Origin of the sequence: Bacillus mexicanus, assembly GCF_050445615.1 — a bacterium.
GTDB classification, from domain to species: Bacteria; Bacillota; Bacilli; order Bacillales; family Bacillaceae; genus Bacillus; species Bacillus mexicanus.
Map to the genome: position 1 here is coordinate 625,787 of NZ_JBCEYV010000003.1, position 19,388 is coordinate 645,174.

Sequence of the window (19,388 nt, forward strand, 5' to 3'; positions counted from 1 at the left end):
AACCTTTCTAATTAAAATTAAACTCTACCGATCTCGTGTTCTTTCTCAATTACTTTCTTTGATGCAGTTAATACAGAAGAATTCGCTTCATATCCTCTTTCAGCCATTAACAAGTCAGTCATTTCTGATGTCATATTGATTTCAGGATACTGTACGTACCCTTCTTCGTTAGCGTCTGGATGATCCGGATCATAAACTAACTTTGTATTGTCATCTTGAACTATCTTGCCTACTTCAATTCCGTTTCCCATTTCCTTGTTTAGGATCGTATCAAAACGTTTCCTTGATTCAAAAGCCACCGATTGACGTTTATACGGCCCTCCATTTTCCGTTCTTGTTGTATTGATATTCGCTAAATTGTTACCAATAGTCTCCATCCATTCTTTATTTCCGGTCATTCCCGAACCACTAATATCTAACAATGAATACATTCAAAATACCCCCTTAATTTCCAATTGCTATCTTAGTTAGAGAAAACTCTTTATTCAATGCATTCACACTAGTTGTATATAATGCGTTGTTTTTTAACATTTTTATCATTTCCGCAGTCTGATCAACATTATTACCATCTACTCTTGAAGACCCATCACTAGTTTCAACAACCTCATAATTCAGAGGATCCTTTGAATTTTTTTTATTACTAATATGCAGTTTATTAGTTGTCTCAAGTTCTATGTCGTCTCCACTATCCATAGCATTTTCAAAACTAGCCGTTTTTACTTTATAATCCGGGGTGTTATAGTTAGCAATATTATTGGCGATAACTTTACGATTAACCGAAGAGTAGTCCATCACGCTATTCAAATAAGGTACAAAATCTCCAAACAAGTCTGACACCCCTTTCCCTAAAAAAAAGACGGGTTTCCTTTTTTCTATTCTCAAGGTTTTCGTTTTTTCCTTATTTCTTATATAAAAAAACAGAGGATCACTTATATCACTCATAGAGTCTATAAGTTCCTCTGTTTCTGTTTAATTCGTCCTCTTGTATTATTTTTTCTTTTAATACATCCATTTTTTCTTGCAGCAATTGTTTAATTTCTTCATTTTTTATTAACATTAATTTTAAATATTCTTCTCTATCATTTCCATTATAAGTTTTAATAAGTCCATTTATATATTCAATTTTTTCATTAAATATCCCTATATCTTTGCTGTCTTTTGTTTTTAGCATCATTTCAAATAATTCACTAAATTCTTTATTAATTTTTTCTTTCATATTATTCCCCTTTTCATTCAGTCTCTCATTCCAGCAAATCCATCATATAAGTTTTTAATTATTTTATCTGTTGCAATAATAACCTTATCAAATTTCTCTTTCTCAAACGATTTTTGTTCAATATCTAATAAAACTTCCTCGAAGAAATTTATCATTTGTTCATAATGCGCAGATACCATTTCAACTGTAGGATTATAATTTTCTCTATTTAGACCTAAATTTAATTCCTCTAAACAATGAATAGAATTAGTCACTCTTTTTTCTAGTCCTAAATAATCTTGGTCATCCAGAAATTTAACAGCGTTTTTATTATTTAAAAGAACCTTTTTCAACAATTGAAGAACAAATTGTTTGGGGTCCGAAGTAGACCCCATTGTTCCATAATTAGAAGTACTCATTTAAACCTCCAAATATTAAGAATCACTATTGGTTTTCAAACCCAATTGGGCAGTTAAGTACTGATTTTGTAAATTCAAACTGCTCATTTGAGTTTCAAAAGTAGCATATTTTAGTATAAGAGATTGTTTTTGTCTTTCAAAATCTTGATCATATCTATCCAGCGTTTCATCAATACGTTTAATTCTTTCATCTAAACCATCTATTTCAGTTTGTATCATTCCATTTGATTTAGCATAATTGTCAACCAACTTAAACAACTTACCACCAAATCCATTATCACCAGTGAGTATATTCTGCACTTTTTGCGGATCATCCTCGTATTGTTTTCTTAACTTACTTTCATTAAAAACTATTGTACCGTTTTTGGCATCTTTATCCAATTCTATACCCAGTTGATATAGCATTGTCCCCGATTCTTTTACATCTGTCAACATATTATTCATCTGCCTTTTTAAATTCCTAGGAATGCTTTCTCCTTGCAAAACTCCCTTTTCTCCAGCTAGTGTATTAATATTTTGTATCACTTTATTATAATTTGTTACCAAATCATTCACTTTATCAACAACATTATCAGCACTTCGGCTTACATTTATTGTTACGTTCTCCGTAGTCACTTTAGATAGATTAATTGTTAAACCATCAATTTCTGAAACAGTATTACTATCACTCGTCATTTCAATTCCATTAATAGCGTATTTTGAACCCTGTGCTGCTTGCAATTCATTCTTTATTGTCCCGTTTGTTGTGACTCCTAATGTATCCCACGCCGCTCCCGAAAATGTGATAGCATTTGTTGTTCCAGTTTTTTGAGCGGTTAATACCAATCTATTGTCTAAAACAACAGCATTAACACCATATGAACCATCGTTAATTGATTTTGCAACACTTTCTACATCCATATCACCAGTTATTTTTAAATCCTTTCCGTTTAATTTTACTGTTTCTTCAATTCCTAATTCTCCCTCAGCAATTTGGTCCCCCATAACTCTATGCTTAGTGGCCACTTGTTGAACACTAAGGTCATATGTAGCATCCATTGCAGAACCAGTAGCAGTTGCTGTGAAATATCCTTCCTCAGACAAAGATACCGTCTTACTATCAGAATTAAGGTTTTTTAATTCTGAAACGATGCTATTAAAGTTAGTTAAGGAATTCTGAAAAGCAGTCCAAGTTTGTTGTTCCGATTTATAGTCATCCTTTTTAGTCACGTATGGTTTTTGTCTCATTTTCAATATGTTTAACTCAGCTTCAAGAATTGTTTTAGTATCCCATTCTGAACCCAAACCAAATATTTGCATACGGTCTCCGTATGCTGTTATCTGCGCGTTATCAAAAGAACTTGCCATTAAAATCATCCCCTTTCATTTTTAAATATAATCAAGAATTGAATTTTTCAACATATTTAAACTACTTTTTACGGTGGCCTGATAAATAGTCTGAAGATAAGTAAAATCCGTTATTGCGGCGGCCATATCAACAGATTCTGTTTCTTGTTTTTTTACTGTTAAATCAGTTTTTGTTTGACTATAAGCTTCACTTAATAAATCCATAGATTGGAGTTGCACACCAACTTTGGATCTGTTATCAATAAAATCATTAGTAGCTGTATTTAAATCGTTCATAGCAGTTTCAATTTGAGATTGATCATCAGATCGCAATGCATCACGCAATTTCACCAATTGATTTAAAACCGGAACAAATACATCTTCAGCAGACTGAGAGACTTTAACTTCAACTTCTTCAGAAGCGTTAATCACCATATCTCGGTTATTCCCATTGTAGGTAAAACTCGTACCATCATAATCAATTGGTTTAGTATCTAATTTCTGCCCACTAAACATATACCGATCTAAATGTTGAGAATTAGCAAAACCAACAATTTGTTTTATCGTTTCCTCTATATTGTCCGCCATAACACCTCGATCTGCACTACTGTATGTATCGTTCGCCCCTTTTATAGCAATTTTTTGAGCTTCTTGAAGATTCGAAGTTGTATTTTCATAAACAGTGTCAATATACTCCAACATACTCTTTGCATCACTAATATTATCTTGATATTGGGATACGCGACTTTCTGTTGAAGCAATAATCATCGAACGATTCACTCGAACCGGATCATCACTTACCTTATTAAATATTTTCCCCGTAGCAATTTGTTCTTGTTTTTTCTGAGTTTGATATTGAATGTCGGAAATATAATTTTGAGTAACTTTGAATTTGTCATATGCAGAAACTCTCATAAAGCACCTCCTGGAAGAAAGAGAAGTAATACATTCTTATAATTACCCGATGATATTTAAAAGTTTATCCATCAAGTCATTAACAATATTTAGCGTTTTAGCATTAGACTGATAGTATTTTTGGAAAATCATTAAATCTGCCAATTCATCATCTGTATTCACTCCTTGAACTGCTTGTCGTTGACTTTCCATTCCTGATTGAACGTCACTATGTATCTTTTCATTATTTTTAATTTCATTTAAATCAGAAGCTAATCTAACCGTATATTCCTGATAATATCTACCAGGTTCTTTTCCATCGACAAACTCACTCTTCGCTAAAGCAGAAATATTTTTGGAGATATCACTATTTCCCGTAGTTCCATTTTCTGAACTTAATGCAATTTTTTCTGGATTTATTTCTAACTCTGGATTGAGTTCAATTGTTCTTATATCTGACCCCAAAAAAAATCTCATACCAGTTGTCCCATCCAACCCATAACCCGAACTATGTTCTTGGTTAACCTTTTCAATCAGACTGCCTACAAGTGTGTTCAAGCCATCTTCATATTTAGGTATATAGTTGTTTCTTGCATCTAATATTCCAGCCAAAGATCCAGATTTAGGGGTGAATTCAACGTCAGAAGCAGCAAGAACCCATTGATCTTTTTCAGTTACATACATCTCATCTATATCATATACTGTTTTCCCAGATAATAGAGTTGCATTACCAACCTTTATTTCCATATTCATAGGATTAGCTTTATTAATTACTTGAACATCCACATACTGAGATAATTCATCTAAAAGCTTATCCCTTTGATCTAACAAGGCATTTGGATCTTGCGAAGTTACCGTTTCCATTTTTTTATGAATGTTAGCGATTTGGTTCAATAATTGATTTATTTTAGTCACATTTGTAGTTAAATTTGTATCAGTCTGCCCCTTAACTTCATCAATTTCAGCTGAAATACCACGGATTTTTTCAGAAAGCATTTTTCCTGAATATGCTGCACTCAATCTATAAGAACTCTTTTCCGGGAACTTCCCCGCTTCTTCAAAAGCATTGAAAAAATTATTTAATAAATCTGAAACTGAGTTTTCTCCAGTTTCATTAAAGATTGTTTCAATATTTGATAGAGCATCAGAAGCTGCTCCATAGTATCCCACATAACCCTCTTCTGTTCTAGATTGCTGTATTAATAACTCATCTCTTATACGTGTTATCCCCTCTACTACAGTACCAGTCCCCATTTGAGCTCCTACCCCAGAACTGTTTTGTGGTATTTCAGATGCACTAACTTCAACTCGTTGTCGCGCATAACTTGTATTTGTAGCATTTGCTATATTATTCTGTGCAACTGAAAGCATTTTCTCTCCAGCACGTAATCCACTTAATGCTATATTGAAATCCAAACTCATTAATATCCCCTCCTCGAAATTACAATTCTTCGTTTAACAATAAGGAACCACCTTGCTTGTATCTTTCTCTTCTAATTGCTTCAAACATAATTTCTTCAGCTTTTTCATTAACTTGAACAAAAGCTTTGGCGAATTCAATATTTCTTTTCAAATTAATTTGAAAAGACTGTGTATATTCAAACAACCTCTCTATTTCATACTGAGCTTCTAATACTTCTACCTCATTTTTATGAACATCTAAAATTTTTTGAAGTTTTTTTTCTGCTAAATCCATTTCATCGGCTTTTTTTACAATCAAAGTGATAAATTCAGCCTCATATTTCTCTTTTAATTTATAAAGTTCCTGAGCCTCATTTTCTAGTACTTCTTTTCGTTTATAATCTCTAATTTTTAGTGTATTAAAAATATGATTTGCGTTTTCAGCCAGCAATTTATAGCTGTTCGAAAGTTTTTTTAAAGAATCGATTATTTGTTTCATTTTTTCCTCCATCTTTTTTTTGAAAAAAATTAATTTAATTTCTTTATTAAATCCTTAACCCTTCAAAAATTATTTTCAATCATCTTTATTTTTTTCCTTTAAATTAGTTGTATGGAGGATTATTTTTTACGAAAAAAGGCAGCATATTACCGCCCATTTAGAACTTAAACTGTTAATTCAAATAATAACCCTTGGATATCACCAGTCAATTTCAATACTTCTAATCTCCCCATCTGACTATCAACTAACTTATCTGTAAGATTATCAATTTTATTATCTACCGCCTTAAGAACTTGGATTTTTTTCGTATAATACATCCCATCTCTAGCTTGGTATTCCTTTAAATACAAATCATTATTAACATAATAGTTTAAGAACTTCTTTACAGAGTCTTTATACATATTTAAATTATCCTTAGTTATATCTGATTCTAATTTCATTTTCATTTCTTCTAAAGAATCAATCCATTGTTCAAGTGTCTCTGATCTCTCCGGCCCTTGAACCTCGTTTGTTTTTAGAGTTTCTTCAAATCTGTCTGTCTTTTCTTTCATATCAATGTCGTTGATTTGCGTTGTTTCAACATACCTTTCTATCTTCCCCATAATTAAATTATTTGTTGATCCAATTTCCAAATAAACCACCTCTATATATAAATCAATCTATGTATTATGTTTATTAGTTCTAGTTATTTTTCCTGAAAAAATAACAAACAAAAAAGAACAATTATAAATTGTTCTTTAAAAGTTGGATTATTTTGATTTGAAAACATCTGATAATCCGCCAAACAACTTTTCAGTAACACCAAAGACATTTTCAAAAGCATCACTAAACAAACTAGCATAACTGTCTCTATCAGTGCCGAAAATTTGTTTCATCTGATTGGTCCAAAAATCTATATTCCACATTCCTTTTGATTGGAAAAAATCTTTAAAGAATAATATGTCTGTAATTTGGTAATTCTTAAACACCCAAATAGCCATAAGCGCTAATAAAACATACCTTATCCAAATCAAATCTACCGTTAATCTTAAAACCAATAAATAAGTGACAATAGACAATACCAAAATAATTATAAAGTATATAAAATGATTTTCGATCCCTATTTTTTTAAACCATTCAAAAGATATAAAACTAGAGTAAGTTCTATAAGCAAATAATATAAAGAACAACCACAAAAATTTAACTGATAATAATAATACAGCAAGTATAGCAATAACATATGCTGCTATTGTGGCAACAATCACACTCCTCACCACCATTCATTTTAAAAGGAGAGTATATTTTAAAAATTAATCACCTAAGTAACTAAGAGTTTTAGAAATAAAATTGATCTACTGATAACAGTGAACTTAACAGTAATTTTTTATAATATTCATTTGCTTCCCTCAACTACCCTATGTATAATAAGCAAAATTCACATTAAGTAAAGTTTTTTTTGGAGGTGAAATAATTGCTTAATTTTATTAAAAATAACAAAGCTTTAGTTAGTATCTTTTCTATTGTTCTAATTTCCTTATTTATTGTAACAGCAATATTTATATCTTATATTAAAAATGACCAAAAAGTCGAAAAAGCCAAAATCGAAAGTTTTAAAGACGATGAAGGAAAGGACAATGGAACGCTACACGATGATTATATTCCAAATATAGAAGTCCCTTTTGATGGTTCCAAAGATTCTTATACTATTTCGGATTTTGTTTTAGGTAATCCAGATACTTTTGAAAAAGCAACTACTCCTGGAGCCGGAGCAGTATTGAACGGAGGAGTACAAAACAACGGATTAATAAGTTCTTATGGAGGATACCTTTATCTCTATAACTTCAACAAAAAATCCAGTACTATTATTGATAAATTCACAACATACGGCAATATGAACGATAACGGAAAATACGTTTTTTATAGCAAATATGTCGATGCTGTTAAAAAAGAAGAGGATAAACAAAACCTTATTATATTTGATACCGAAACAAACAAACGAACTAATATCGGTGAGCTTGATAAAGGTATGACAGTTAAAAGCTCTGCAATTTATGATGCCCTAGTTTTTTATAACGCAACAGATTTAACTGAAGCAACATCAAATTCTGATGTTCTAAAAACAGAAGTAAGCATACCTACGTCGAAATTAAACCAATACAAAACTCTGCTATCCAAATACAACTTTACAAAATTCAAGGTTTATGATGACAAGTTGTTTGCTTTTGATAAAAATACAAGCTCAATATATGAATTATCCAACGGAAAAGCTGCTTTAAAATCGAAAATTCCAACGAAATATCTTTTAGATTATGCGATTTCAGGAAGCAATATATTTATAAATTACACCGATTTAGAAAACTCATATTATACAATAAACGGGAGATTAAATACCAAATTATCATCTAGTACATATCCAATATGGATAGATAATAACAATCTAATGTTAATCATTGATTCAAATTTACAAATTTACAATGTCAAAAAAAATAAATTATATCCTGTGCTATCAGGCGTCAGTGTTGCATTTTCCGATAGCAATAAAATATATCTTCAAGATGGAAATGAAGATTCATACCTTAAAACAATTAAGATTCTCAATAGATAAAAAGAGCGAATTAATCGCTCTTTTTATTTTCCCGAACCTAACATTTTCAATGCAGCTTTTTCTTCACTAACAAATCTAGGTGTACAACAGGCTCCAAATTCGGCTTTTCTGGCAGCGTAAAACGCTTTAATAATCTCTGCATCACTTTTACCTTTCCATCCCTTACCGATATAAGGCCATATCCTAGAGTAAGTCCAAGCTCTATGTTGAACAGCTGAAGACCATATCATTTCTTGTATCGCAACTGGCTTAGTCTTCACATCGTATCCGAACTTACTCTTTAAAGCTTTAACCACCGGATCGTAGTGAGACTCCTGTATAAAACCGTGTTGAGCCTGGTAAAATCCATTAGGATCATCTTTATATAACTTCACCCACGCATTCGCAAAAGTTGAATTATAACTCAAATAATTCAATCCTTTGAACCTTTGATAATATTCAGGTTTATGTTTTTGAAGATACTTCATAAATTCACCTATAGTTGTATCTGTAAGTTGCCAAGCACCACACGCAAAATTCGAGCTATCTTCATAAGCTTTATTGCACACACCCGGTTTACCTTCATAATCTTGAGATAGCTTACCTAACCCAGTCGAAGGAGTAAATCCAGGCATCATAATAGTTTTTCCTTTTAGCGCTTTAGCTTTCCAATCATTTAAAAATTGTTTAGCATATTTATTAGTTTTAGATATATCTTGTTTAGCAGATTTTAATGCATTCCCAAATACCTCATCGCTCTCGGGATTAACACGTTCATTACAAATCATTAAATCTCCACCAGATAGATCATAACCAGTACCTTTCGTTATACTTTTACAAACTTCGAAATGTAAATGGTATGCAACATTTGGCTGATTTCCTGCCGCACCAACTAATTGCCCTTGTGTTACCTTTTGTCCTTTCTTAACCACAATATTTTCTTTATACATATGGTTGTATGTAAAATAGTACCCGTCGTCAGATTTAATTGTCACTACTCCGCCATAACCACCATTATTCCATCCAGCACTAACAACTGTTCCTGATTTTGCAGCGAAGTAAGGTACAGCTGAAACTTTCATAGTTCCTAAATCTACACCATTATGCATTTTAGTTTTCCCCTCCATCGTTCTCATACCAAAAGGAGAAGCATAATTATATGTCCCTTCTATCAATGGTATTAACCAACCATCACTGGCGGCAGCAGTAGCATCTGGTACACTCGCTGGATACATATCATTATAAGCAGCTTGTTTTTTTGCCAATAATTCTTCATACATTTCTTTGCTTTTCCCTTTTGGCACCCCATCTACTTTCCCATCTAAGTATTTCATAAAAGATATGTGATAAAAATCATCTAATATTCCCTGAATCTGTGCACGCGTGAAGTGTTTTTTATCTTTATTTAAAGAAATCGCCACACTTGTATATTTATCTGTCCCCATTGCTCTAACAACTTCATCACTGCATTCTTCTCCTAATAAATAACACCTGTAAACTTTCAATCTATAATTCATTAAATAATGAGTTCTATCTTTATTAAACTTTTTATTTTTAGTTTCTTCTGATTTAAACCAATTAGTCCAGTCTTTTTTGAATTCTCTTTTTGAATATGTAACACTATAATCTATTGGAGAGTCGTAAAGGGATCCACCTTTTCTTAACTGGTTAGTTTCTACATATTGTACATAAGTATTCAAATCAATTTCTGCCATTGTTCTTATCATATATTCCGCTTCGGAATAAACTTCTTCATCTCCATCTGATTGTGCTTGAGATTGTTCTTTTGTTCTAAATAATTCATTTTCAGATCGAGTTTCTTTGTCTATTTTTACATATGCAAGCATTCTGCCAGCCATTGTATCCCCGGCCAAATCAGACAGTTTATCTAAATCTATAGGTGGTTTAGGGCAAGGTATTCCTGTTGTCTCTTCATCTGCAAATAACTGCACAATGTCTTTACACAAGAAACTCGATAATAACATATATACTGACATTATTAATATAAGTATGAGAGCAGCAATTCCCAGACCAATATATAAATATTTCTTAATAACCGCATTGGCAGCCGCTTTCAATGCTCCTTTAACTCCACCGTTTTTTAGCATTCCTTTAGCTATCCCTTTTAGGAAATTCATCTATTTTCACCTCCAAATCTCTAATCTCAAATCTTGAGTATTATAACTTTTGTTTGTTTATTTTCAATGAAAATAAAAATAAAAAGCGGAATTCCGCTTTTTATTCTTCGGGACCAGACAAACAAAGGTTGTGTTCCATTTCATTAGCAGTTATTTTAACCAGAGTTTTATTTTGTCCAACGTACATTAGTGCTTCTCCAATATCCGCCGTTCTTAAAAGCCCTTTTTCACTTTCTGTTATCCCTAAAATCTCTTCTAAATAATGTAGTTCGTTTGGATTCTGTTTCAAGAGAATCTGCATACTTGTGTTAGAAATAATACTTTCTCCACCATTTTCCATAAAATCTTTTACGTTCTGACTTATAATTGATAATCCACAATTAAATTTACGAGCTGTCTTTGCGACTTTTTCTAGAAATCTTCCTGAAGATTCATTTTTCAGCATTATCCAAGCTTCATCTACTACAATTATTCTTCGCTTTTTATCACCGGATTTAATTTTATTCCATATAAATTCCAAACATATAAACATAGCAATATCGGTCATACTTTGCTCGAGATCTTTTATACCAAAAACAACAAAATCATTATTTAAATCAACATTCGTTTCACCATTAAATAGGTTCATTACACCGGTTACATAAGGCTCTAATTCCTTAGCAATCTCTGTTGATTCACGTATCTCACGCAACGATGAATCCAAGTCCGATAATGTAGGCATTTTTTGACTACTGGATCCGACCATAATGAATTCTTCATCAAGTAGCAATTGATCATCTGCATCCATTTCATAGCCATTCTCTGTAATTCCAAAACGCTCATACATTTTTTGAATGCCATAAAGTATCGCCCGTTTTTCATTTGCATTAAGCTTTTTATCTTTTCCTAACATAACTTGAATAATCAAGAAAACGTCCATAACTTTTGTTGACAAGAAACTTCTTGCATCATCTTCAAGTTCTACATCAGATGTTATTTCAAGAGGATTAATTCGGTCCTTAGAGTTAGCACTAAGGTTTATAAATTGCCCTCCTAGACTTTCCGTAATAGCTCTATACTCATTTTGCGGATCTATTACAATCACTTTTGTTCCCATAAGATAATGACGGATCGCTTCAAGTTTCACAAAGTAGGATTTACCTGCACCTGATGTAGCTAGAGTAACAGAATTATAAGAATTAAGTTTAAACCTATCAAACATTACTAGGGAATTATTTATTTGGTTGATACCATAGAGGATAGGTATACCATCTGTGTTAGTGAGTTCAGCACTTACAAGGGGAAAACAAGTGGATAGTGATTCAGTATCAAAGTTTCTTGTTTTTCTAATTCGGTCATTTCCTAGAGGTAGAACTGTTAAAAATCCTTTATCCTGCTGTAAAACTGCAATTCTGGTTGTGAGCTGCATTGAACCGCAAAGCGATTCTACATCTTCTGTCATCTGATCAAGGTCATCTAAATATCGTGCACTAACTGAAATGTAAATAGCTTGATAGAAAAACCTTGATAAACCGGTATGTAGTTTGTCTCTTAAGTCTTCCGCATCTTCTAAAGCCGTTACAACTTCTATATCAGTTATCCTACCGTTTCTATCATCCATTGATATCGTTGACATATATTGTCCAATTCTTTTGTTAAGTGTTTTTATGACTCTGGTACGGGACCAAGGAGTTATGTGGACAGAAATATCAATATTTGCATCATAAGAGTAAAGTTGATCTAACCAACCCATCCTTACCGTTCTCGGATAACCAACTACAATAAAAGTACGAACTAACCTATTCCCAACAACATAAAATGTTTTTTCATTTTGAATAGTGTCCGGTGCTATCAAATCGTTTATTCTATTTTCACCTTTAGTTAAAATATCTTTCTTTACACCCTCCTGACTTTTATTATTTTTTATACCAAACAAGTTATTCGCCTCCTCTTTCTTGTTTCACATAAAGCGTTGTGAAGTTATTTGGATTCACTCCTTTCAGAGATTGATATACAGAACGTTCCTTATTATAAGTAATATAGAACAGTTCAAACGCTTCTTTGTCATTAAGTGATTTTGGATTGATTCCAAATCTTCTTAGTTGTTTTTGTAAAGATTTTTCTCTTTGTGTCAAGGTTTTATACGCTTTATCAAATCTTCTTTCTTCCTGCATAACAGCTTCTTCTTCTGAAACTACCGCATCTTCTTCGCCTTTCCTATATTTTTTCATTGTATCCCCGCTATTACTTTTTGATTTATTTTTAATGTCTTGATACGAAATAACTAAAAAATCTTTTTTTGTTTGTACCGAGTTTTCTTTAATTAACTCCACAATAAATTTTGAGTATTCTCTTAGTCCGCTAGAACGAAAATTATTATCAGCGTTATTTTCTTTTTCTTTTAAAAAAGCTAAATAATCATTGATATCAACTAATCTCGACTGGATATAAAATTGGATTTGGAAGTCCAACGAATTCAAAAAACTTGCGTATGTTTCTCTTACAATTTCTTTTTCTTCCTCTTCCATTAGTTGGGTATTAATACAAGGAACCTCCATTAATTTTATGTATTGCCCGTTCTTAAGTTTGACAATACCTCTACGAATATATTCAAAAGGCAATTGTTCTTGAGTAGTATGAATCTTTGTTTCTTCTTCTTTTTTCTGTTGTTTTTTTCTTTTGTTCAAAATGATAATAAGAGCTACTAATCCACCAAGTAGCAATACAAATAAAGCTAGAAAAAGCCAAATCATTCTCCTAACCTCCCTTTCTTAATCTGAATTTTCACTTCATCAAGATAAAATCATATTTTCTAATTCTTTTTCATCAATTTTTTCTTCTTCAAAATCATACGTTTCATTCTCAGACTCTGTAGCACTATAAATCATTTCTTTAGGCAATGACTTATATATAATTAAAATTATTAGGAATTCATATAATGGCATATCGTATCTCTTTACAAAAGCTAAAGTTAAACATAGTACAAAGAATGGAACCCCTATTAACAAGGATACCCACATAGGTATACTGTCTGTTATGAACATAATCATAACGACGAGTATACCAGCGGCAAGAAATCCTAGTTGGGTGAATGTAAATTTTCCAATTCTATCAGCTATGTTCAATTCCTGTGGAACGATATAATCGTACATTTCATTTCCCCCTTCAACATTTTATAATTATTTTTTAATTCTAAATTTGTTTGATCCAAAGTTGGTATGTCTAGCCATAGTTCTTAAAGTTCTCGTTTTATTTCCAACCCCTGATCTAATGTTTCGCCCTATTTGTGATTTACCTAACATTTGTTTTGTATTCACTCTTGCCGATTTACCTAATCTACTTCTCATTCCGTGAACTCCACCAGCAATTGTGTCAAGGTGAGGCCCACCAACTTTACCTTCTAAGAGGTCTGTTGCAAATTTAGGTACTTCGTGTAAGAAATTAAATGCTGCATATAGAGCAAGCCCGAGACCAATTATTCCTAAATTTAATGTATTTGCAAGGTTTGGCAACTCACATATAAATGCTCCAGTGATAAGAACTGCTAGCATCACAAAGAATTGACTGAATATTTCCTTTATTAAGCTCGAAATATATCCCGAAAAAGTATATTTAAATTCAGGAAATGCAATACTTGCAAACATTAAAGGACTTATAGCAGTATATAGAAAAATCTTAAATAATCTTACATACCACCAAACGACAAGCTTAAGCATTGGAATAAAAGTCATTACGACCACTATTAATAAAACAAGCATTGATAACCAACCTAATGCTCCCTGATCAGCTGCATTCACAATGAAACCAACCAGCGATAATGGAATGACAGCACCAGCAGTAGTCGAAACTCCTCCACCCATACTCACCTGATAATTTGCCAAAGCGTTAATAATCTGATTGTTTAAATTTAATATATCTTGCACAAAATAAGGTGCGTAATAAACTAAAAACATACTTAAGAAATACCTTAATGCAAATGGGAATGGATCAATTTCTGATTGCCCAGTCATAATTCTAAATCCAAAAAATAAAATACCAAAAACCATTAATGTTAGCGAAATCCATTGAACAATCCCAGTAACAGACATTAAAGCTTCAACGTGTGTCACGTTTACAGGGTTAGTAAAAATGTATATTTGTGAAAATAAACCTAAAGTGTCATCTAAATTACATAAAGCGGTTGTTCCCGAACTAACCCAACCTTTAATTCCTTGTAAAGCTCCATCGAATATAGAACTCAACATATCCAAAGCAAAGTTACTATCTTCCTTTGAATCTTTATTTTCTTCTATTTTTTTGTCTTTAGAAAATGAAAAGAAATCTTTTGCATCTCCATTAATGGCACACTTCTCCGCATCATTTTTATATGTAGTGAAGAAACCATCTGATGTTACCATTCTTGCAGTTTCTTTTGTATCCGAACTTGCTGCATAAGCCTGCAAAGGACTCAAAATCATAAAAAACGCCATAAACATCAGTGTTACTCTAACTTTTTTAAACATTGTTTCACCCCCAATCTTTTAAAAGATTACACAGCTCCGATTAGTAGCATAATCAATCTCATAATTGTAAAGCTAGATAAAATAACTACTACTGCAATCCCTGAACCTAGCAACAGTTTTTTCGCAAGGTATACCTTCTGAGGTTCACCCATTGAAGTCATCATTCTGAAAGCAGCATAAATAATCATTAAAATTGAAACAGCTAACAAAGTTCCAGCTATAGGATTATATAAATTAACAACTTCATCTAAAAAATTGTCTTTCACGTAAGATTTAGGGTTTTTAGAGCTATTATCAGCACATCCACCCGCACTCAAACCATCATCTCCGTGATTGACATATTGCCCTGGTGCGCATACTTTGGCCTCCACTTTATCTATAGAATAAGTCATTGCATTTTCTACAAAAAAAGCGGAGGAGAATGCCAACAGAGCAACAACTATAAGCCCTTTAATGGTTCGCATTTTCTCCCCCCCTTTACTTAAGAAGCTTCGAATTAGAATTTGAAACTAGCAAATAGTCTTGCGATAACAAATGCACTCAAAGCAATTACAATACCAATTCCGGAATAGATAAGAATCATTTTTCCAGTTTCAGCTTGTCTTTGATCACCATTCGCTAATATGTAACGAAGTCCACCAACGATAATCATAATGATTGAAATTGCAAGGACGAATCCTGAGAATATATTAGCAGCTGTGAAAAGTTTGCTGGTAATCTTTGAAGCTTCAGAGTTTTTCGCGGTACTGTTAACTTCTTTACTCCCGAAAATAGTACTGTTTGCCGCTTCAACCTGATAATGTTGACCTACGACGCTAACTTCGGCAACTGTAGTTGCGCTAAAAACTGCAACCAACGCAAATGCAAATGTAACAAATAATTGAGTAATTTTTTTCATAATTATCCCTCCTTTACTCACACAGATAGTAATTCTTTTTTTGCCATTTTCAAGAAAATAACAAAAAAAAATAAAGGACTTTTTTAGCCCTTTATTTTTCTTTAATTTCGTTTTGATTATCGATTTTTTGATCAATTGTTATAACATCTTTTTTATCTTTATTTTTATATTTTTTCTTTAAAATATTATTAATTTCATTAAGTTCCATCTCTAAATTTTTTAATTCAATTTTTTCTTCAAGTGTCGCATTTCCTGTTTCTATATGTTCTTTTGTCACCGAAATGAGCGCTTCCAACTCCTTTTTATCTGATAGTAGCAAAGCTGTTTCATCAAGATCCTCTACTTCTATTTGTCTTAGTGCACCAATCGTTAAAAAAATCATTACAAAAACAATAACGGCCAATAATTTAAAATCTATAAATATAGAAAAACAGGTTAAAATTAATCCAAATATCCATATGTTCCTTAGTCTTTTCTCACTCATCACAATCTTTATTAATTTTTTAGTTTCAGCTTTTATTTTTTTCAGATTAAACATTATATCACCTCACAGTTAAGAGATTATACCTAAATTTCCTCTTTCTTCTATTTTTTCAGAAATAAAAAAGACTCTATATAAGAGTCTTTAATCTTTACGTATCCATTCTTCAACCACTAAAGATTTTGCATTTTTAAAAGAACCTTTACTTGGGTCGATTTTTTCAACTTTAGGTTGTTTTTTTGTTTCTGGCTTATTTTCATTGCCTCTTTTGACATATGTATTCTGATGAGATTTAGCCATATTAACAAAAGCCATCTTAGCAATAACAAATACGACTAGGTAAATTGCTAGCGAAACAAAGAACATTGTCTCCCAACCGTGCCTTGTTTTCCAATTGTATTCAAAAAATGCGTACCCAATTGATGGTTGCCCTATAAATGAGTGGAAAATAGCAACTACAGAGAAAATGAATCCAAAAATACCTAGATCATAATATCTTTTCAGAGGGCCGAAAAATCTAAAAGCAAATATAATAAAAACCCAATAATCCAGATAATACAATAAGCTGATCACAATCAAGATATCTCTAAGTAATTCATTCTTCATTCTTGAGAATAAAATCGGAATCAAAAGCAAACAAAAAATGATTGCAGTGCGATTCATTAATATAAGTGCTGGCGCTGAAAACAAAATTCCTAATCGCATCCATAAAGGTAGCGCAAAAATCGTTTGCCAAAAATAATTTTCATTATTGTTTTCAGTCAAGTTCACCCCTTGGCTAAACTGACCACTTTCTTCTCTATTATTCATATAGAAATAATCCTCCTTGAACGTTTGTGTTTTCATTTTAATTACATTTTCACTTTTTTGGCAAAATTATTGATTTATCAATTCCCTTCCTTAATATATAACCGAAGAGGTGATCAGAATGATTTCCATTTTATTTGCAACAGGATTCGAACAATTAGACAATACACTAGAAAAGTTTTTTTCAAAAGATGAAAAAATATTATTTATTAAACAAAAAGTATATTTCCGAGAAGGACTCGGAGACTCAATCGTTAGGAACCATCCAGATATTATATTATTATCTGACAAATTAGAAGGAAACACACTTTCCTTAGAGCAGCTAATAAGGATTACAAGAAAACGCCATCCAGACACACGAATGATTTTTATCCTTACCGATAAGGAAAACTATCGTATAAAGAAATTGCTATATCAATTAAGCGTCTTTGACATTTTTTCTTTAGAACCTAAGTTAAATATAAAAGAATTATATCATTCATTCTTTAAACCAAAAGAATGGAAAGATGTTGCTCACCAAATGACGGATTTAGATTCAGATTCTTTTGAGTTGGACAAAGATTTCTTATTAGACGATAAAGATGAAGGCATTATATTAGAAGAAGATTATTCAAAATTCGAAACCGGTTTAAAACAAAATCCCACAAAAAGTTACTTTAAAACAGCTTCTTTTTGGTCGATTAGACAACAATCAGGTTCAACATTTTTAAGTGTAAACACTGCTCTTCTTTTAGCCCAAAACTCTGAACAAAAGACTTTATTAGTTGATTTCAACCCAAACAATCCAAACATACACGTTCAATTTAAATTAAATGACCCAGACGGGAATCACAACTTAGGAGCTTTATGTGAAGATTTAGAAGCCGATGCTATTTCTAATATTCGAGATGTTGAAGATTATTTAATCACACACCCTTATTACCCTAACCTAACTATAATGTTAGGAGTTATCCTAAAAAGCAAAAAACCAAGTCAAGAAACACTTTATCAGTCATTTAAGCTAATTAAAGAATATGCTGAACAAGAAGGTTACACTTCTGTTATATTCGATATGGAAAGTGGGATGGAGGAAGAACACATAATCAATGTCATTAAAGATATAGATATTTCTATAATGCCAATTACTGAAACACCAGGAAATATCATAGCCTTGCAAAAACTTTTTGATCACGAATACGGTCCATTCTTTTTGAATTTTCTTGATCTCAAAAAAGTATATCCTATCATCAATAAATCCTCCGACAGCGATAATACAAAGAAAATCCAACATTTAATTCAATCTTTTCTCAACAGAAAAATAGAAGTATCAGTTCCATCTTCACAAGAAATATATGATTCAGTTCAAAACGGATCACCTTTACTAAAAAAGCAATGTTCACCTGAACTTTTAAGACAATTAAGTATGACTGCGAATTATATCCAAAATATATTCGCAATCCAACCCTTAGAGGAGAAAAGAAAAAATCATAAAAAGAGATTCGGATTATTTTAAAAAAGCTAGGTAACCCTAGCTTTTTTACATTTTTTCAATCTTCTTAAAGATATTTGTTAATCCATTTAGGTAATATTCATCTAATTTTCTTCTATTAGATTCAATTAAAAAGTTTAACGATTCTAATTTAAGATCTTCAAGCATTCCATCTTTACCATTCCATCTTTCACGATACATTTCTTCCCCGTTAAGTATGACATCAACATTTAGAGTATAAGCTTGTTTTATGAGTCGCAATATTTCAGCATTAACAAAATTGCCAAAATCAACAAGTTTATGCTCATTTACGATATTTCTAACATATCTCTTTTCTTTAATACTAGCTTCTTTGATTTCATCAGAATTTATTTCTTCTACTGCAACGATTCTTTCGACCAAGAAACCAACTTTAAATGTGTTTACTTCCATAATGACTATTTTTGTTTGTTTCGTGATTTTCATTTGATCTATTGTCAGCAAAGCGACTGGATCAATAACCGGCATAGTTCTATTATTCCAAGAGGTTAGCTTCAATTCTCTTTTATTCGTAGATACCATATTAGATAAGTCTAACACCTCTACAACCTGATTAATTTCAACTGCAAATGATTGATCCAACCAAGAAAAAATCAAATATCTTTCTTTCATATCTTCTTCCCCTTCTTCCTACATTTACTTATATAATCTATAAAATCTATTCATTATGTTCATCTCCATTCCTTTTTAAAACAGTTACAAGAATTAAAGAAAAGCTTTTCTTAATTGACATCTTCGATTCTTTGAATATATTGTTTTGAGAAGTTTTTTCCAAAGGG

22 protein-coding genes are annotated in these 19,388 nt (G+C 31.8%); 2 read left to right on the forward strand and 20 right to left on the reverse strand.

Going from position 1 to position 19,388, the window contains the following annotated elements; all coding sequences use genetic code 11:
- Positions 1 to 17: 17 nt before the first annotated feature.
- The 10 genes from flgC to AAGG74_RS18460 all read right to left on the reverse strand — a co-directional run bounded on the left by flgC (position 18) and on the right by AAGG74_RS18460 (position 6,978).
- Positions 18 to 431: a flagellar basal body rod protein FlgC gene (gene flgC, locus AAGG74_RS18415; protein ID WP_429676670.1), complete on the reverse strand. Its 414-nt coding sequence runs from the start codon at positions 429 to 431 to the stop codon at positions 18 to 20.
- 13 nt (positions 432 to 444) lie between these two features.
- Complete coding sequence (gene flgB, locus AAGG74_RS18420) at positions 445 to 942, reverse strand: flagellar basal body rod protein FlgB (protein WP_429676671.1); 498 nt, start codon at positions 940 to 942, stop codon at positions 445 to 447.
- On the reverse strand, positions 935 to 1,216 hold the full coding sequence (locus AAGG74_RS18425; protein ID WP_429676672.1) for a hypothetical protein: 282 nt from the start codon (positions 1,214 to 1,216) through the stop codon (positions 935 to 937). The genes flgB and AAGG74_RS18425 overlap by 8 nt, the downstream gene beginning before the upstream one ends.
- Before the next feature lie 17 nt (positions 1,217 to 1,233).
- Positions 1,234 to 1,614: a hypothetical protein gene (locus AAGG74_RS18430; RefSeq protein ID WP_429676673.1), complete on the reverse strand. Its 381-nt coding sequence runs from the start codon at positions 1,612 to 1,614 to the stop codon at positions 1,234 to 1,236.
- A gap of 15 nt (positions 1,615 to 1,629) precedes the next feature.
- Positions 1,630 to 2,961, reverse strand: coding sequence for a flagellar filament capping protein FliD (gene fliD, locus AAGG74_RS18435; protein ID WP_429676674.1), 1,332 nt, complete (start codon positions 2,959 to 2,961; stop codon positions 1,630 to 1,632).
- A gap of 21 nt (positions 2,962 to 2,982) precedes the next feature.
- Complete coding sequence (flgL, locus tag AAGG74_RS18440) at positions 2,983 to 3,855, reverse strand: flagellar hook-associated protein FlgL (RefSeq protein WP_429676675.1); 873 nt, start codon at positions 3,853 to 3,855, stop codon at positions 2,983 to 2,985.
- 42 nt (positions 3,856 to 3,897) lie between these two features.
- A complete protein-coding gene (gene flgK / locus AAGG74_RS18445) occupies positions 3,898 to 5,256 on the reverse strand; it encodes a flagellar hook-associated protein FlgK (protein ID WP_429676676.1) in 1,359 nt (452 codons plus the stop codon).
- Positions 5,257 to 5,275: 19 nt separating this feature from the next.
- Positions 5,276 to 5,734, reverse strand: coding sequence for a hypothetical protein (locus AAGG74_RS18450; RefSeq protein WP_429676677.1), 459 nt, complete (start codon positions 5,732 to 5,734; stop codon positions 5,276 to 5,278).
- 164 nt (positions 5,735 to 5,898) lie between these two features.
- On the reverse strand, positions 5,899 to 6,366 hold the full coding sequence (locus AAGG74_RS18455; RefSeq protein WP_429676678.1) for a DUF327 family protein: 468 nt from the start codon (positions 6,364 to 6,366) through the stop codon (positions 5,899 to 5,901).
- A 117-nt stretch (positions 6,367 to 6,483) separates the two neighbouring features.
- Positions 6,484 to 6,978 carry a hypothetical protein gene (locus AAGG74_RS18460; RefSeq protein WP_429676679.1) on the reverse strand — a complete coding sequence of 165 codons (495 nt, stop codon included), beginning with the start codon at positions 6,976 to 6,978 and terminating at the stop codon, positions 6,484 to 6,486.
- 206 nt (positions 6,979 to 7,184) lie between these two features.
- On the opposite strand from AAGG74_RS18460, the gene AAGG74_RS18465 reads away from it, so the two are divergent.
- Positions 7,185 to 8,318 (forward strand): hypothetical protein, encoded by a 1,134-nt coding sequence (locus AAGG74_RS18465; protein WP_429676680.1) that lies wholly within the window; start codon positions 7,185 to 7,187, stop codon positions 8,316 to 8,318.
- 23 nt (positions 8,319 to 8,341) lie between these two features.
- Here AAGG74_RS18465 and AAGG74_RS18470 read toward each other — a convergent pair whose 3' ends face one another.
- From AAGG74_RS18470 to AAGG74_RS18510, 9 genes are all read right to left on the reverse strand, one after another.
- Positions 8,342 to 10,435 (reverse strand): M23 family metallopeptidase, encoded by a 2,094-nt coding sequence (locus AAGG74_RS18470; RefSeq protein ID WP_429676681.1) that lies wholly within the window; start codon positions 10,433 to 10,435, stop codon positions 8,342 to 8,344.
- Positions 10,436 to 10,535: 100 nt separating this feature from the next.
- Entirely contained in the window at positions 10,536 to 12,350 is a 1,815-nt protein-coding gene (locus AAGG74_RS18475; protein ID WP_429676682.1) for a VirB4-like conjugal transfer ATPase, CD1110 family, read from the reverse strand.
- Between the two features lies 1 nt (position 12,351).
- Positions 12,352 to 13,167 (reverse strand): TraC-like domain-containing protein, encoded by an 816-nt coding sequence (locus tag AAGG74_RS18480; RefSeq protein WP_429676683.1) that lies wholly within the window; start codon positions 13,165 to 13,167, stop codon positions 12,352 to 12,354.
- A gap of 39 nt (positions 13,168 to 13,206) precedes the next feature.
- Positions 13,207 to 13,566 (reverse strand): PrgI family protein, encoded by a 360-nt coding sequence (locus AAGG74_RS18485; protein WP_429676684.1) that lies wholly within the window; start codon positions 13,564 to 13,566, stop codon positions 13,207 to 13,209.
- Between the two features lie 27 nt (positions 13,567 to 13,593).
- Positions 13,594 to 14,916, reverse strand: a complete 1,323-nt coding sequence (locus AAGG74_RS18490) for a hypothetical protein (RefSeq protein WP_429676685.1) — start codon at positions 14,914 to 14,916, stop codon at positions 13,594 to 13,596.
- A gap of 26 nt (positions 14,917 to 14,942) precedes the next feature.
- Positions 14,943 to 15,380 (reverse strand): hypothetical protein, encoded by a 438-nt coding sequence (locus AAGG74_RS18495; RefSeq protein WP_429676686.1) that lies wholly within the window; start codon positions 15,378 to 15,380, stop codon positions 14,943 to 14,945.
- Positions 15,381 to 15,412: 32 nt separating this feature from the next.
- Entirely contained in the window at positions 15,413 to 15,814 is a 402-nt protein-coding gene (locus AAGG74_RS18500) for a hypothetical protein (protein WP_429676687.1), read from the reverse strand.
- A 91-nt stretch (positions 15,815 to 15,905) separates the two neighbouring features.
- The gene (locus AAGG74_RS18505) at positions 15,906 to 16,352 is read right to left on the reverse strand and encodes a hypothetical protein (RefSeq protein WP_429676688.1); all 447 of its coding nucleotides are present in this window, start codon (positions 16,350 to 16,352) and stop codon (positions 15,906 to 15,908) included.
- A gap of 87 nt (positions 16,353 to 16,439) precedes the next feature.
- Positions 16,440 to 17,105 (reverse strand): hypothetical protein, encoded by a 666-nt coding sequence (locus tag AAGG74_RS18510; RefSeq protein ID WP_429676689.1) that lies wholly within the window; start codon positions 17,103 to 17,105, stop codon positions 16,440 to 16,442.
- 118 nt (positions 17,106 to 17,223) lie between these two features.
- Between AAGG74_RS18510 and AAGG74_RS18515 the strand changes: the two genes are divergently transcribed.
- A complete protein-coding gene (locus tag AAGG74_RS18515; protein WP_429676690.1) occupies positions 17,224 to 18,594 on the forward strand; it encodes a MinD/ParA family ATP-binding protein in 1,371 nt (456 codons plus the stop codon).
- A gap of 24 nt (positions 18,595 to 18,618) precedes the next feature.
- On the opposite strand, the gene AAGG74_RS18520 is transcribed toward AAGG74_RS18515, so the two are convergent.
- A complete protein-coding gene (locus AAGG74_RS18520) occupies positions 18,619 to 19,221 on the reverse strand; it encodes a chemotaxis protein CheW (RefSeq protein WP_429676691.1) in 603 nt (200 codons plus the stop codon).
- Positions 19,222 to 19,388: the final 167 nt, after the last annotated feature.

What these genes read in the sequence shown, in the direction of transcription:
- fliD (WP_429676674.1), bottom strand. Translation starts at nt 2,961, where the DNA reads ATGGCAAGTTCTTTTGATAACGCGCAGATAACAGCATACGGAGACCGT.
- AAGG74_RS18500 (WP_429676687.1), bottom strand. Translation starts at nt 15,814, where the DNA reads ATGAAAAAAATTACTCAATTATTTGTTACATTTGCATTTGCGTTGGTT.
- AAGG74_RS18505 (WP_429676688.1), bottom strand. Translation starts at nt 16,352, where the DNA reads ATGTTTAATCTGAAAAAAATAAAAGCTGAAACTAAAAAATTAATAAAG.
- AAGG74_RS18480 (WP_429676683.1), bottom strand. Translation starts at nt 13,167, where the DNA reads ATGATTTGGCTTTTTCTAGCTTTATTTGTATTGCTACTTGGTGGATTA.
- flgC (WP_429676670.1), bottom strand. Translation starts at nt 431, where the DNA reads ATGTATTCATTGTTAGATATTAGTGGTTCGGGAATGACCGGAAATAAA.
- AAGG74_RS18515 (WP_429676690.1), top strand. Translation starts at nt 17,224, where the DNA reads ATGATTTCCATTTTATTTGCAACAGGATTCGAACAATTAGACAATACA.
- AAGG74_RS18450 (WP_429676677.1), bottom strand. Translation starts at nt 5,734, where the DNA reads ATGAAACAAATAATCGATTCTTTAAAAAAACTTTCGAACAGCTATAAA.
- flgL (WP_429676675.1), bottom strand. Translation starts at nt 3,855, where the DNA reads ATGAGAGTTTCTGCATATGACAAATTCAAAGTTACTCAAAATTATATT.
- AAGG74_RS18425 (WP_429676672.1), bottom strand. Translation starts at nt 1,216, where the DNA reads ATGAAAGAAAAAATTAATAAAGAATTTAGTGAATTATTTGAAATGATG.
- AAGG74_RS18470 (WP_429676681.1), bottom strand. Translation starts at nt 10,435, where the DNA reads ATGAATTTCCTAAAAGGGATAGCTAAAGGAATGCTAAAAAACGGTGGA.
- flgB (WP_429676671.1), bottom strand. Translation starts at nt 942, where the DNA reads ATGAGTGATATAAGTGATCCTCTGTTTTTTTATATAAGAAATAAGGAA.
- AAGG74_RS18520 (WP_429676691.1), bottom strand. Translation starts at nt 19,221, where the DNA reads ATGAAAGAAAGATATTTGATTTTTTCTTGGTTGGATCAATCATTTGCA.
- AAGG74_RS18430 (WP_429676673.1), bottom strand. Translation starts at nt 1,614, where the DNA reads ATGAGTACTTCTAATTATGGAACAATGGGGTCTACTTCGGACCCCAAA.
- AAGG74_RS18485 (WP_429676684.1), bottom strand. Translation starts at nt 13,566, where the DNA reads ATGTACGATTATATCGTTCCACAGGAATTGAACATAGCTGATAGAATT.
- flgK (WP_429676676.1), bottom strand. Translation starts at nt 5,256, where the DNA reads ATGAGTTTGGATTTCAATATAGCATTAAGTGGATTACGTGCTGGAGAG.
- AAGG74_RS18495 (WP_429676686.1), bottom strand. Translation starts at nt 15,380, where the DNA reads ATGCGAACCATTAAAGGGCTTATAGTTGTTGCTCTGTTGGCATTCTCC.
- AAGG74_RS18490 (WP_429676685.1), bottom strand. Translation starts at nt 14,916, where the DNA reads ATGTTTAAAAAAGTTAGAGTAACACTGATGTTTATGGCGTTTTTTATG.
- AAGG74_RS18510 (WP_429676689.1), bottom strand. Translation starts at nt 17,105, where the DNA reads ATGAATAATAGAGAAGAAAGTGGTCAGTTTAGCCAAGGGGTGAACTTG.